We start from the raw sequence: 12,790 nt of genomic DNA on the forward strand, positions 1-12,790 counted from the left end.
TATATCGCCGACACACGGTCAAGCGCCAACGTAACGTTCACGCGGCTTGTAGCCATCACGGCCTAGCCATAACACGCGCACGTAGCGTTGCAGAACCAGCAAAGAAAAAAGATTTTATGACTCATCGGAAAATGCTGGAGGCCGCGTATCACGCGGGTTACAGAGGGTTGACGTCGGCTTTTTCAGGCTCTAGCCTTCGCCGGAATCTAGATGCATGTAAGTGGTTTTGAAGGGGCGTAATGGTGCCATGCACCCCCCCTCCCCTCTTGTCCGTGGATGCCTTTGGCCTCTAGAAGCACTGCAAACCACTCCGAGGAGATCGGCCTACCCGGCTGAAGAAAAAGAGTACGCACAAACACCCTGGCGAACGCCGGGCAAAAAAAAGAGCCATCACGTCTCATCCTGGCAGATAGTCGACGTGAGGCTCACCGATTAGGTAGCTCGATTATGGACACCTGCGCCTTCGCGTGCAAGGTACACCGCGATTTCTATCGCGCTGAAAATACCTTGTTTCTCACTCCGGATTACCTGCTTTGAATCCGGGCAAACCTGGTGCTCTGCAGACGCCTGTCGACCCACGTTTCTTTATCGCCCACACCGCCCTAAACAGAGTCTTTGAGGAGGCTTCGTATCTGGCCAGGTGCAGCGACAATAAGACGGCTATGCGCGTGCGCCCGCGTGAGCACGCGATTCGCTATCCCTACATGCAGGTAAACCGTCTAGATCGGGTGTCCTGGCTCATTTTCGATCTCGATCACCCTAACTCCCTCATCTGGGACGAGGCAGGTCTGCCACCGCCCAACCTCATTGTCCGCAACCGTCATTCAGGGTCTTGTCACCTCTACTACGCGATCATTCCGGTGTGTACGTCGGATAGCGCCCGGGACAAACCAATCCGTTACATGAAAGCCATTTACAAGGCTTTCGTTGATCGACTTAAAGCTGATCCTGAATATCATGGTGGGCCGGTCGCTAAAACGCCGGGGCATCCCTGGTGGCATACCCGGGAATTGCACAGCGACGTTTATGAGCTCGCAGACCTAGCAGAGTGCGTTGAGCTGGAATCCATCACCCCATGGGGCAGAGGCCCGGATCTGGATGCTGTGTCACATTCACGGCACTGCATGCTGTTCGAGAACCTGCGATTTTTTGCCTACAGCATCGTCAACAATGAGCGCGAGCATGGTAGCTACGAGCATTTCATGCAGCGTCTCACCGCACATGCTCACAACAGCAATCAGTTTGGTGGCCGGGGTTCTTTTCGTGACGATTTGCCCACTTCCTCGATCCGGTCCACCGTCCGATCGGTCGGTCGTTGGACCTGGAATCGCTATACAGGTAACAGCAGATGTCATAGGGGTGTCATGGAGCTGGACAAGTCGGCGCCCCTTCCAGAACGGCAAAAGCTCTCAGCGAAACGAACCCACGCAGTACGTCACCAAGCTACGGAATCCAAAATCCGCGCAGCGTGCCGTGCTCTGCATCACCAGGATAAGCCTTTAGCAATCGCCTCCATTGCCGCTCTCTCAGGGATCACCAGGCAGACCGTGGCCAAATACCGGCATGTCATTAACGAGACACGCTCAAACGTCATTGTCGCTTTGCAACCGCTGCCTGAGTTGGCCCGCTCTTCAGTAAGGAATACCACCGGCTGTACGAGCCAGATCGACGCCACCTCGCATGTTAAGCATGGTGTCAATCAGATACCTGCTGGTGGGGTTTCGACCCCGAAGGGGGAGACAACACCCACCATGCCTGTGCTTATAGATAGTTTGATTGACGTAGCTGACAGTTCCTAACGTCCATGGGGAGTGATTCGGCACACGGATCTCTTGATCGACTTAGCTATCTCCCCTTTAGTCGAATACGTATGTACGTACGTACGCAACCCTGTTATTCTTTGCTCTAGAGTCTCGTCGCGAAGCTCGCCTGGCGGCTACCAGGTTAATGTTCTAGGAGCAGGTATCACATGAATCAGTTACAAATGGGATTGTTCTTCGATGAGTCGAGTGTCGACATCGCTATTAGTGAGCCTGGGTCTTGGAATTTTCCTTGTTTTAACCTCGCTGAATATCAACACCTGGTGGTTCAGGCACGGGCGAATGTTTCGCGCGTACCACTAGATCTGTTGCCGTATTTTCTTCTTGGCGTTGAGTCCAGTGAGCAATCAATTTCTCAAGGGTCTACACCTGAGGACCGGCCTTCCCAGTGGCGTGCTGTCGCGCATTTCAATGACAGCACTTGGCTGGGATTAAATGCCGTAGCTACTCCCGGCTTAGGCTCGGGTGCTGAGTGCAAGGTACGTACTGCCCCCCGATCAAAGGTGATAGGCGTCTACGTTGAAGGCGTTGGCTCGCTCATTGTTCACGGATGGGAGAGCACTGGCGATTGCCGATACTGGGCTGAATTCTTGCCCTGGCGCTCGTGCTTTTTCAGGCCCAGCTTTCGGGACGCTGTTTCAGTGATTTCAGAGGCGTACAGCAGCTGGGAAAACGTCGTTTCATGCATGCACTTTTCTTCTGCCGGCGACACGGTTCCATCTGTGCCTACAGTGAAGGTCAAAGGCCGTGAATACGTGGTTACCAGCGCTGTATACAGCCGGAAATACCGCGAAGGTGAGGCGTGGGCTTTTGTCCGACTCTGCGATTGGGCCGGGCCAAGCTTCACCTATGACGAGAACATTAAAGAAATGGAAGCCGGAAGGAAGGAGCGTGGTGATCAGCGCGGTACTTTGGCTAAAATCCGCGGTGAAATCTGCGTGCTTTCCGAAATGGTGATTTTAGCGGACCACTCGGCTTTGTAGATTCCAGTTGAAACAAAGCCCAGACGGCGGCTACCGATCTGGGCTTCTACCAGGGTGAACTCGTCTAGGAGCGTCTGGATTCTTCCATGATAGCGACTCCCTTGAGTCTGCTCAACATAGCTCGTCCGGAGCGTCGAGGATCGAGTTCCTGTGTAAACTCTAGCGATTCGGAGAAAAAGATTAGTTATGAGTGACGAACTCGAGCACAAACCCAAGCGAGGTCGTAAGCCGAACCTGGTTCCTTACGTTCAGACGGACATGTTCCAGGCCAATATGGTCGAGTGGCCGGTAAAAGACGACCTGGCAAGCATGGAATTCCCGCTTTTCTCGCTCTCCACCATTCCAGATACGGCAATCCGGGAGTATCACCAGCCGGGCACCAACAAGCACGTCCGAATCATCCCTCCGGTGATCGGTGCGGCCACGGTCTTTGATAAAGACCTTTTGTTGTTCATAGGCTCTCAGATTATCGAGGGCCGAAAGGCCAACTTACCCATATCAAACACAGTCAAATTCGATTCTTACGACTTTCTGATCGGGACCGGTAGGGAGCCAGGCGGCAATGCTTACGCGAATATTTTGGATATGCTCCGTCGACTGAAAGGCACTCAGATCGAGACGAACATCGTTACTGGTGGCGAGGAGCAGACCAAGGGCTTTGGGTGGATCCATGACTACACCATCACGAAGAAAACCGGGAACGGCAGAGGCGTCCTTGAGTGCGTCGTGCAGATCTCCGATTGGATGTACAAAGCGCTCCTCCACTATGAGGTATTGACCATTGACCGGCGCTATTTCGCGCTAAGAATGCCCCTTGAGCGACGCCTATACGAGCTTGCCCGTAAGCATGTAGGCAACAAGGCAATTTGGAAGGCAGATATTGAGTTGATGCAGAAAAAATGCGGCTCTACGCAAGATCTGCGGCATTTCCGGGCTGATGTACGCAAGATTATCAAGCGGGACTCACTACCCGACTACAGAATGGCCCTCGATACCACCTGCAAACCACATAAAATCGTCTTCTACACCAGAAACAATCAGCTTCTGGCGGGTGAGCTAGTCGATGCCGACAAGGCTGTCTGGTTTGAATCTCTTGAGCGATCCGAGCCCACCTAGTCGTATTTCGCCGACATTTTAGGGCTGCTGATGCAGCCTTTTTTGTGAACTCTGTTTACATACGTACGTACGTACGTATAATAAAGGCGCGGCTCAGTCGAGCGGCCCCCGGCGGCTACCGGGGAAAAACGAAGTCTAGGAGTGAACAAATGAAGCGTATTCCTCTGCGATCTGTCGACCGAGATGATGCCCAGCACCTTCAGGATGAAATTGATAAGCTCCAATCGGCCCAGAGCATCATGCTTGAAGCAAATCGCGCTCTAGAGTTGGGTGATGAGCTTACCCTCATTCGATTGGGACTGGACCCGGTGCGTATAAGTGAACTTGAAGCGCGACATCAGGCTGGTAAAAAGGGTTTTCCTGAGTACGTAATCCGGAATCTCTCCCACACAATCCAGCAACTGCAGGATTACCGAAGGGCCTCTGTGCTGCACCGGATCGATAAGGACGAGCAGGCAAAGTAATTCACTATTCGTGTACGTACGTATGTATTTGCGTACGTGCGTACATGTATAATCTTCAAGCCTGACCGGTTCAACTTTTTCGAGGTGAAAGTAATGAAGGATAAACCTGCAGCTACGACCCTAAAGGGTGAAGCCCCTACACGATCTAACAAAACCATAAGCCTACGAACCGATTTTAATGAACGTTTGCGGGATGAAGCTTATAAGAACAAAACAACCGCATCAGCCCTTATCGAGAAAGCTCTCGCCGAAATGTGGGGCATCCACCAGTAGCTACAGCGTCCAGGTCTGGAAGCACGTGAATGCCTAAGTACTCAAAGCTTGAGCGCTACGATGGACTGATGGGAAAAGTGTCGGATCCTGTCATCGCTCAGATGGCCGGGACAACGACCGAAGCTGTCCGTGCTCGAAGGATCAGGATCGGCAAACCTGCTTACACCCCTCCCCCTCCCCACCAGGATGCCTTAGCGCTACTCATTCCCTTTCTTGGCTCATACCCAGCCGCTATGCTGGCAAGTGCTGCCAATGTCCCTCTGCAACAGGTCTCTAAGCTGATCAAGTCCTTAGGGGTTGCTCCCTACCAACAACCTCGGCCTGACATTTCGTCCTACGATCATCTACAGGGCAAGCAGCCGGATCAGGAGCTCGCAGACGTTATTGGCTGTTCTAAAGAGGCTGTAAGGTTGCGGCGCGTAAAGTTGGGAATTGATTCATATCGCGATCAGACCCGGCGCACTTCACGAGGCCACTGATAAGCGTCCGTTCAAAAGCTCTGTTGCTAGTAGCAACAAATCGCCTAAATACGTACGTACGTATGTACATACGCACGTATATTATTTAAAATGCTCAAGACAAATCAGTGCAGTGGCGGCTACCACTGCACTGCTTTCCACCAGTCTAGGAGCATTTTGCATGGGTATGGCTTGCGAGTTGGATTCACTGGTATCGGGATTTTTGGACGCTCAAGCCCTTGAGCAAGCGGCTGGTTTTCACCATCTTTTCGACCATCCGTTGAAGTCCGATGTAGTTCGCCTGGCTGATAAAGCGCAATGTTTTTTACCGCCAGCCGAGGCCCGTAAGCGGATTGAAGGCTGGATCGCTCATGCCAGAAGGCAATCAGCCGGCATGGAGAACTCTGACAAGGTAGTGCTTTCGCTGTTCGATACCTCCGGGGAATGGTCCCGACCATGGGAAGAAGCCGGCTACCAGGTCTATCGCTTTGACATTCAGGACAACCCTGAGCTCGGCGACGTCAACAATTTCAATGTCGAGTTCTTCGCAGAGTGGTTCGGTGACTTCTACGGCCAAGAGGTATTCGCCATTCTTGCTGCTTGCCCTTGTACAGACTTCGCCCGTTCGGGCTGCAGGCATTTCGGGAGTAAGGATCTGGACGGGCGAACCAAGGCGTCGGTCGAACTCGTTCACCAAACCCTTCGTGTCATCGAATATTACAAACCAGCATTGTGGGCTGTAGAGAACCCTGTAGGTCGTATTGAGAGATTAGGGGGGCTGCCCGCATGGAGGCTGTCATTCGATCCGTGCCACGTGGGAGATCCATATACGAAGAAGACACTGCTCTGGGGTCGATTCAACGCAGACCTGCCTGTTGCGCCAGTTATGCCGGTTGAAGGCTCCAAAATGCACCTCAAGTATGGAGGCCGTAGCCTCGCGACGAAGAACGCGAGAAGCGTAACCCCTGAAGGGTTTTCCTACGCTTTCTTTATGGCCAATAACCAACTTGATAACCCTCAGTTTGCCCTGTGCGCAAAGTACGATCGTCTGTCGTCCCGCCTTTTGGGCCAGGCCATCGACGCAGGTTTGCGACCCCGCGAGATCAGCGAACTGATCGACGACGCATATCTGATGGACCTCGACGACGACAGCGCACATTCGCTGTTGAGCGAAGCTGTCTCGTTGCGTGGAAGCAACCTAGACAGCTTTGTGGATAAGGGCGGGCAGGTGGCGATGAGCTTCTAGGTACCGGCCGAGGTCGCCCAGCATGGAGCTGGGCGACCGGGTTGTTGCTACTAGCAACGGCTACGGTTCAGCTTTTCCGATGAAATAATTGTTTATTCCTGAACCTATCGCTTTACAGGTGGGATTCAGGAACTATAATAATTTCACAACTTGCAGAAGGCCATCTACATGAATCCAACCGAAGAATCCCAACTGGAGCTGCAGAGCTTTGTCGACTTTGCAGGCTTAACTTTTTCGCCGCAGTTTGCTGCTGAATGCTTCGGGCTTACGACCAGACGCTTAAAGGACATTGAAGAGGAAAACGGGATAGAGATTCGACGAGTACCTCGGGGCTCTTCCACAGCGCGGGTTTATGGACTTGCCGACCTGTTTGCAATCGCAGCGCTACGTCGGCGTTTGGGGCATTCAAAAGGCCTGGCTCGCCAGACGGTTGTCTCTATATTTGTACCGAAAGGCGGCACGAATAAGACAACTACAGCTGTAAACCTGGCCTTATCGGCACAGTTCGCTGGACTGAAAACGCTGATAATCGACAACGACCCACAGGGCGACACCTCGAGCATGCTGGGATACGACCCTGATTTGGGGCCGGAAGACTTGACCGAGATGGGTATCCCACAGGATCGACTCGTTGACGGTCATCTTGGCAACCTGATCAGCCCCTTACTGCGGATGCGAGCGTTTGATCCGAAAACTCTTGATGAGGTCATCAAGAAACCGTTTGGCGAGGATGGCATCCACCTCATTCCTGCGGATTCCTACATCGAGGATTTAGGCGTCGCCCTAGACGCTTCGAACAACCCAGATATGTGGTATGCCCGTTGGATCGAACAGGCTAAATCGGGTGAAATTCCTGGCTGTGACCTGTCGAGCTACGACCTGATCATTTTCGACAATGCTCCAGCCGGTTCACGGCTGACCAAGAACTCCGTTGCGGCCAGCGACTTACTTCTCTGTCCAATTAGGATGGACAAGTTTTCATTTCGGGCCCTTCTCCGGCTGAACGACTGGTGCGCCCGATTTGCACGGGAATATGGCTACGCACCCAAAATGCTTGCGATCCCGACGATGTTCATCCGAAACCGGCCGTCTCTGATCAATAACCTCTTCCGGCTTAATGAGCTTTTTCCAGGCCGGGTAACGGAAGAAAAGATCTATCTCTCTGAGGAGTACACCAAATCTTTGGATGAGGGGATCCCTCTGCTGCTGTGGAAAGGGGCAACGTTTAAAAGTCTCGGTCCAATTCGGGACGTACATCGGGAAATCCTCAACAGAATGCGCGAAATCGCATCAGCTTGAGCTGTTGCTAGTAGCAACATTAGATAACCCGTGTTGCTACTAGCAACACAGCATGTTGGAGACTAAAAATATGAAGTCGAATGATTACCCTGGAAAACCGAAGACGGGCGTTCTTGGTGTTCGCAAGCCAGCTGAAATCCCTGAAGGAACTCCGTCGAGCGCGCAGGGGAGGGCGGCAATGCTTCAAAAGCTGGATGAGAAGGCCCAGGAACCACTGGTCGGGGAGTGGATAGCTAAAGACCAAACCCTGGAGGATATCGTTGTCTCAGGCGTCGATGTCTCGCCATACCAGCCCCGGTTAGTGTTTGACGAGCTGGCTATCTCGCTGCTTGTGGCGTCAATCCGTGAAATTGGACTGGGTAAACCCATCCTTGTGAGACCCCTCCCAAACGGACGATACGAGCTTGTCGGGGGTGAAAGACGTTGGAGAGCTGTCACTATCCTGGGCTGGGACAGGATAACAGCCGTTGTGAAGCCTATGAGCGACGACATGGCAATGTTGCTCGCGTTGGCAGACAACGAACATGAAGAGTTGACTGACTATGAGCTCGCTCGTAGCTATGATCGATATCTGCAAAATGGTAACGATAAGAGTCAAAGCGCCATTGCGCGCCGCTTGGGGATCAACCGGTCTGTGGTCAGTCGGTGCCTGGACCTGATGAAGCTCCCAGTGTCGATCCGCAAAGTCCTCGACCAGCACCCGGGTTTAATTACTGCCAACTACGCTAAAAAGTTCGTCGATTTAGCGGAGCAGGATGCTCATATTGTCGAACGACAAGTCTTGAGCATGGTTGAAAAAGGGACCAAGCAAGAGCAAGCACTTCGGCAGATCGCCCTGAAAATTGCCGCCTGCTCTAATCAAGCTCGTCCGGTATTTATTCCACGTCCGGTAGCAGGCATTGGAACAATAAAACTTGCCGGTCAAAAGCTCGAATTGAAGTGTGAAAAGGGTATCGATCCAAACTTGCTGATGCAGGAATTCGAAGAATTCTTGAAGACCATTGACCGCAGCAAACTGGCGGCTAAGGACGCGGGGTAGGGCAGGTCATTAGACGCGGCAGCACCACAGGAGGATGCTTCACTGCGCTCAAAGTGGTGTTGGAACAAAGCGTTCAGCCCCGGCGCCGAGCGCCAGGAACAGATCAGCAGGTAGGGGAGGGTGGGGCAGGATACGGCCTCACTTTGTAGCAGTCGCGTACCGGGCGGGTGATTCCCTCAGATCACCGGGCTGGCCGGCCAGATTGAAGCCATTCCTGGTGTACCAGCTCCTCTGAGACGTGTGCATAAGCTGCGTCGGCAAGATCAAGCATTTCCCGCAACTCTTCCTCGTCAATGATGCCCAACCTGCACAAAGCTTTGGCATGCCCGGAAAGCTCGCCAACCCAGTGATCGATGGCGCATTCGCGCCGGGCCTCATGCTCGAGCAGATTGTTCCAGAGTTTCAACTCGCGCTCTTTCACGTCCATGCTCAATTCCTCCAGTGATCCCGAATGCTGTGAGTGACGACGCCCCAGATATCGAAGTCGTCTCCTTCCATGATAAAGCGATCGGGATATTTGCGGTTGGCCGAGCGCAGCACCGTGTGATATCCCACAAACGCCAAGTACTTGACCAAGGGTTGCTGATTGACGACGCCGATGATGATCTGGCCTGCCTTGGCATAGATCCCCTTGTCGACGATCAGCAGATCACCGCAGAAAATACCTGCCCCCTCCATACTGTCGCCTTCCACCTTCACCAAGTAAGTGCCAGGCGCCCGGATGTTCAGAAACTCATCGAGTGAAATGTCGAGATGGTCTGGAATCGTATCTTCATTCAAAGCGGCACCACCACGACTGAAAGTAAAATGCCTCATCCACCTGCTCGATGCCGGAGATGATCAGACCTTGGGTACCCATGCTCGTCACGTTGGCATCCCGCAGCCGTGGCAAAGCATCTTGCGTATGGCTAACGCTGTTCAGGATGAATGCTTCACGCGTTATGCGGCCAAGGGCGGAGCACTGACACTCAACGATCTGTACGTCGCCTTTGAACGGCGGGATCTTGCTGAGCTGGTCTTTAGGCAGGGCGACGCCCATCTGGCGCCGTGGAGTGATGAGAACGTACATGGTGAGGCTTCGCTTTTCTGATGCTGTATATGCGTACAGTTAACTAAGCGGTGCGGTTGCGGTCAACACTGTGTAAGCCAATTTGCGACAGGTGACCCTATGTGCGGACGCTACTCGATCTACGAGCCGATGGACCATTACCTCAAATCTCTTGCGCCAGAGCAGCTGGTGATCAATGGATACGACCTGTGGCCGATCGAGCGCTACAACGTCGCGCCCTCGACCCGCGTGGAGATCATTAGGCCAACTGAGGAAGGGTTAAGCGTGGACAAGGTGCGGTGGGGATGGTCGCCGTTCTGGGCAAAAGGTGAAGGGAAGTGGCCGGCGCCGATCAATGCAAGGGTCGAGACGGTGATGACAGGGAAGTTCTTCAAGCAGCTGTGGCCAAGAGGTCGAGCCCTGGCTCCCGCGAATGGCTGGTTTGAATGGGTGAAGGATCCTGAAGACCCGAAGAAGAAGCAGCCCTACTTCATCAGGCTGAAAGAGGAAGGTCCTATGTTCTTCGCTGCGTTGGCAGAAGTGCATCACGGCCTTGAGCCGGACCCGCAGGACGGTTTCGTGATCATCACGGCCAACAGCGATCAAGGCATGGTCGACATTCATGATCGGCGGCCGGTCGTGCTGAGCCCAGAGCACGCTCGGGAATGGGTAGACCCGCAGACGACGCCAGAGCGCGCCGCTGAGATCGCCAAAGAGTGCTGCAGGCCAACTGAGGAGTTTACGTGGTTCGAGGTGAACAAAGACGTCGGGAATGTGCGCAACCAGGGGCCACGTTTGATTGAAGCGATTAGAGGCGGGGACTAACGCTATAGGAGAGCCAGCGAGTCCATGGTGCAGCAGAATTTTGTGTTTAGCAGATCGATTAGCGGTGCATCAGATTCTGTATCAAGAAGGCCCCCAGCATCGATCATATTGGAGGCCTTGTGACAATGTAGATTGTTGCTCAATCGGCTTTAAAGCTCTATTTGAGCCATGTCCTCGACTATTCTGGTGAAGTTGCCCGGGTGATTATGGACCGCGCTATAGGCATCGAAACCCGTGCTGGTGTGACGGTTATACAAAGAGCCTTTCCCAAAGATGGCATAGCGAGCGGCCTTGATTGTCCTGACCACTCGGCGAGCGCCATCCAGCGGTTCGCCGTTCCGGCTGTGACCATTTTCCCAGGAGCTCAGTGGTTCATACTCGCCGGCTGAAATCTCCGTCAGTTCTTCAACATACTCGCCTCTAGAAGCTTCCGGACCTACAGGCGCAAGCGCATCGACTTCAAATATAAAGTTCGCTTCATGACCATACGGTCCTGGATTCCAAAAGGTGAGTCTCAAAGGGCGAGCAACGTGCACGAAGCTCTGCAGGCCACCTTCATCGACCGCCCATTCAATGTTGCCCTCTGAGTCGAGCTGGGCACCAAGCAGATCCATACCTCCTCCGTCGGGGTAAAACATATGGTTTGAGCGGCTGGATATTGCGTTTAGTACAGCCACGATTTCGGCAGGCGCTGTCCATTCCGCATTGACTGGTATGGCGCCGTCGAAAAGTGCGCCCAAAATTCTGTCCCACTCAGCAATCGATTGGTCTTCATCTACAGCTGGCATTTACGGCTCCTTGAGTTCTGGGGCATGGGTGGCAAGCCAAACGCTGCCAGGTAGCAAATATACTCCGTGCAGTAGCGCCGTTGCGTCTTTTCAATGGGACAACCGCGCTATTCCTGGGGATACGGATCACCCCGACGGGCCAGGCGGGATTTCCACCCTTTCGCACTGAAGTGACCAGGGCCCCACAGTAAGGAGCAAATCGGTGAGGAGTCTAAGTCAGTAAAAATAGTTGGCCTATAGGCTAATTTTTAGTGGTGAAGAATTAGCCTATAGGCTAATATCCTCCTCGTCAAAGCGAATTATTGAGGAAGCTCCAGAATGAACAGGCAAACCAAAATTGATGCGGTCGTGAAGGCGGCGCACGTCTCCCGTGAAGTAGCGCGGCAGTACCTCGAAGCCGAGGAATGGCTGGTCGACGAGGCGGTGTGTGACATTCGTGCAGAACGTAAACAGGAACTGAAGGCCAACATCGCAACCCTAGCCGCGCTGGAGGCCTTGGAGCTGATGGCGAAAAAATCTGACGTCGAGCCGAAGGTAATCATGGATGCGGTCTTAGCGGACCCCGAGGGCAACACGGCGCGCTACTTCAGCGCCTTGATACAAACCGCCCTGCGTGAAGTGCCGAAGCTGCTCGCAGCTTAACCCGCTCGCCCCGGTTTGCCGGGGCTTTCAAGGAACGATGCGATGAAGTATTTCGAGTGGGAAGGTTCAGTGACCGAGGCGGTGGCCGAGATTATGGCCATCAGTAGTTCCGCTGCCTCGGGCATAATTGAGGCGCAGCCGTTTTACATGCAGCAGTCGTGGGGCAATGGCATGGATGCGCAGATCACCGCAGCTAGGATCATAGAAGCGGCTCAAATGGAGGCAGAGGAAAGGGCCGAGACTCCAGCACCGAAGCAAGAGCGAATGCTGTTTGGCGATGAAGCTGACGCTCATGCCTTCTGGAAGAACAAGGAGTGGAAAACTTACGCCGTGGATCTGGTGCAGGGACGGGGCAAGAAAGAGAAAGTCGTCCGCACCATGTACGTGCGAGCAAGAACAGGGCTCTGTGCCGCGACTTGCGCGAAAGAAAATGATTGGTCCCGCAATCCCAAGCCTCGCTATGTGGCGCGCTTGGCCGGGCCGCTTGAGCTGGGCTGTACACCTTCGGTACCGAAGGGAGCGGCGCAATGAGCCGATAGCCACGGCTGCCGGACATTGTTCAAGCAAGCAGAGCGCTCCACGAGGAGCAAATCAGCCTGAGTCTCGCGGTTCTACAAGCTTCCCGGTCGAAGCCGAATTTAAAGAAGAGATATTGAAGCGCTAGGAAAAGAAAGACTGGGAGGGTGATCATGCCCAATCGGACCACGACATAGTGCGGAGAATTTTTTGATGTTGATTCAAAGGTTAACCCCGGAAGAGTTCAAAGCCGAGTACCGGCGCCGGGGATGG

At 53.6% G+C, this 12,790-nt stretch carries 14 protein-coding genes; 10 read left to right on the forward strand and 4 right to left on the reverse strand.

Annotated features, from left to right (window positions below):
• Positions 1-533 precede the first annotated feature (533 nt).
• The 7 genes from QMX88_RS10255 (at position 534) to QMX88_RS10285 (ending at position 8,698) form a co-directional block, all read left to right on the forward strand.
• Positions 534-1,799, forward strand: a complete 1,266-nt coding sequence (locus tag QMX88_RS10255; RefSeq protein ID WP_280319622.1) for a replication initiation protein — start codon at positions 534-536, stop codon at positions 1,797-1,799.
• A 170-nt stretch (positions 1,800-1,969) separates the two neighbouring features.
• Positions 1,970-2,803 carry a hypothetical protein gene (locus tag QMX88_RS10260; protein ID WP_280319624.1) on the forward strand — a complete coding sequence of 278 codons (834 nt, stop codon included), beginning with the start codon at positions 1,970-1,972 and terminating at the stop codon, positions 2,801-2,803.
• A 186-nt stretch (positions 2,804-2,989) separates the two neighbouring features.
• On the forward strand, positions 2,990-3,919 hold the full coding sequence (locus QMX88_RS10265) for a replication initiator protein A (RefSeq protein ID WP_280319627.1): 930 nt from the start codon (positions 2,990-2,992) through the stop codon (positions 3,917-3,919).
• Between the two features lie 149 nt (positions 3,920-4,068).
• On the forward strand, positions 4,069-4,383 hold the full coding sequence (locus tag QMX88_RS10270; RefSeq protein ID WP_280319630.1) for a hypothetical protein: 315 nt from the start codon (positions 4,069-4,071) through the stop codon (positions 4,381-4,383).
• A 912-nt stretch (positions 4,384-5,295) separates the two neighbouring features.
• Positions 5,296-6,360, forward strand: a complete 1,065-nt coding sequence (locus tag QMX88_RS10275; protein ID WP_280319633.1) for a DNA cytosine methyltransferase — start codon at positions 5,296-5,298, stop codon at positions 6,358-6,360.
• Positions 6,361-6,528: 168 nt separating this feature from the next.
• On the forward strand, positions 6,529-7,659 hold the full coding sequence (locus QMX88_RS10280; RefSeq protein WP_280319636.1) for a ParA family protein: 1,131 nt from the start codon (positions 6,529-6,531) through the stop codon (positions 7,657-7,659).
• A 70-nt stretch (positions 7,660-7,729) separates the two neighbouring features.
• A complete protein-coding gene (locus tag QMX88_RS10285; RefSeq protein ID WP_280319639.1) occupies positions 7,730-8,698 on the forward strand; it encodes a ParB/RepB/Spo0J family partition protein in 969 nt (322 codons plus the stop codon).
• A gap of 181 nt (positions 8,699-8,879) precedes the next feature.
• Here QMX88_RS10285 and QMX88_RS10290 read toward each other — a convergent pair whose 3' ends face one another.
• Genes QMX88_RS10290 through QMX88_RS10300 form a run of 3 tightly spaced genes read right to left on the reverse strand, consistent with a single transcriptional unit; the run spans position 8,880 to position 9,767 of the window.
• Complete coding sequence (locus QMX88_RS10290) at positions 8,880-9,125, reverse strand: hypothetical protein (RefSeq protein ID WP_280319641.1); 246 nt, start codon at positions 9,123-9,125, stop codon at positions 8,880-8,882.
• Positions 9,126-9,127: 2 nt separating this feature from the next.
• On the reverse strand, positions 9,128-9,478 hold the full coding sequence (locus QMX88_RS10295) for a LexA family protein (protein WP_280319644.1): 351 nt from the start codon (positions 9,476-9,478) through the stop codon (positions 9,128-9,130).
• The gene (locus QMX88_RS10300; RefSeq protein WP_104685777.1) at positions 9,471-9,767 is read right to left on the reverse strand and encodes a hypothetical protein; all 297 of its coding nucleotides are present in this window, start codon (positions 9,765-9,767) and stop codon (positions 9,471-9,473) included. Before QMX88_RS10300 ends, QMX88_RS10295 begins: the two co-directional genes overlap by 8 nt.
• 99 nt (positions 9,768-9,866) lie before the next feature.
• Here QMX88_RS10300 and QMX88_RS10305 point away from each other — a divergent pair, with 99 nt between their 5' ends.
• Complete coding sequence (locus tag QMX88_RS10305) at positions 9,867-10,571, forward strand: SOS response-associated peptidase (RefSeq protein WP_280319651.1); 705 nt, start codon at positions 9,867-9,869, stop codon at positions 10,569-10,571.
• Positions 10,572-10,720: 149 nt separating this feature from the next.
• Here the strand turns inward: QMX88_RS10305 and QMX88_RS10310 are convergent, their stop codons facing one another.
• The gene (locus tag QMX88_RS10310; protein ID WP_280319653.1) at positions 10,721-11,359 is read right to left on the reverse strand and encodes a hypothetical protein; all 639 of its coding nucleotides are present in this window, start codon (positions 11,357-11,359) and stop codon (positions 10,721-10,723) included.
• A gap of 318 nt (positions 11,360-11,677) precedes the next feature.
• Here QMX88_RS10310 and QMX88_RS10315 point away from each other — a divergent pair, with 318 nt between their 5' ends.
• The gene (locus tag QMX88_RS10315; RefSeq protein WP_280319656.1) at positions 11,678-12,001 is read left to right on the forward strand and encodes a hypothetical protein; all 324 of its coding nucleotides are present in this window, start codon (positions 11,678-11,680) and stop codon (positions 11,999-12,001) included.
• A gap of 42 nt (positions 12,002-12,043) precedes the next feature.
• A complete protein-coding gene (locus tag QMX88_RS10320) occupies positions 12,044-12,532 on the forward strand; it encodes a hypothetical protein (protein ID WP_280319659.1) in 489 nt (162 codons plus the stop codon).
• Positions 12,533-12,790 lie beyond the last annotated feature (258 nt).

The organism is Pseudomonas sp. PS02290 (assembly GCF_029960075.1).
Classification (GTDB): Bacteria; Pseudomonadota; Gammaproteobacteria; order Pseudomonadales; family Pseudomonadaceae; genus Aquipseudomonas.

What these genes read in the sequence shown, in the direction of transcription:
- QMX88_RS10265 (WP_280319627.1), top strand. Translation starts at nt 2,990, where the DNA reads ATGAGTGACGAACTCGAGCACAAACCCAAGCGAGGTCGTAAGCCGAAC.
- QMX88_RS10290 (WP_280319641.1), bottom strand. Translation starts at nt 9,125, where the DNA reads ATGGACGTGAAAGAGCGCGAGTTGAAACTCTGGAACAATCTGCTCGAG.
- QMX88_RS10275 (WP_280319633.1), top strand. Translation starts at nt 5,296, where the DNA reads ATGGGTATGGCTTGCGAGTTGGATTCACTGGTATCGGGATTTTTGGAC.
- QMX88_RS10285 (WP_280319639.1), top strand. Translation starts at nt 7,730, where the DNA reads ATGAAGTCGAATGATTACCCTGGAAAACCGAAGACGGGCGTTCTTGGT.
- QMX88_RS10300 (WP_104685777.1), bottom strand. Translation starts at nt 9,767, where the DNA reads ATGTACGTTCTCATCACTCCACGGCGCCAGATGGGCGTCGCCCTGCCT.
- QMX88_RS10280 (WP_280319636.1), top strand. Translation starts at nt 6,529, where the DNA reads ATGAATCCAACCGAAGAATCCCAACTGGAGCTGCAGAGCTTTGTCGAC.
- QMX88_RS10310 (WP_280319653.1), bottom strand. Translation starts at nt 11,359, where the DNA reads ATGCCAGCTGTAGATGAAGACCAATCGATTGCTGAGTGGGACAGAATT.
- QMX88_RS10320 (WP_280319659.1), top strand. Translation starts at nt 12,044, where the DNA reads ATGAAGTATTTCGAGTGGGAAGGTTCAGTGACCGAGGCGGTGGCCGAG.
- QMX88_RS10260 (WP_280319624.1), top strand. Translation starts at nt 1,970, where the DNA reads ATGAATCAGTTACAAATGGGATTGTTCTTCGATGAGTCGAGTGTCGAC.
- QMX88_RS10315 (WP_280319656.1), top strand. Translation starts at nt 11,678, where the DNA reads ATGAACAGGCAAACCAAAATTGATGCGGTCGTGAAGGCGGCGCACGTC.
- QMX88_RS10270 (WP_280319630.1), top strand. Translation starts at nt 4,069, where the DNA reads ATGAAGCGTATTCCTCTGCGATCTGTCGACCGAGATGATGCCCAGCAC.
- QMX88_RS10305 (WP_280319651.1), top strand. Translation starts at nt 9,867, where the DNA reads ATGTGCGGACGCTACTCGATCTACGAGCCGATGGACCATTACCTCAAA.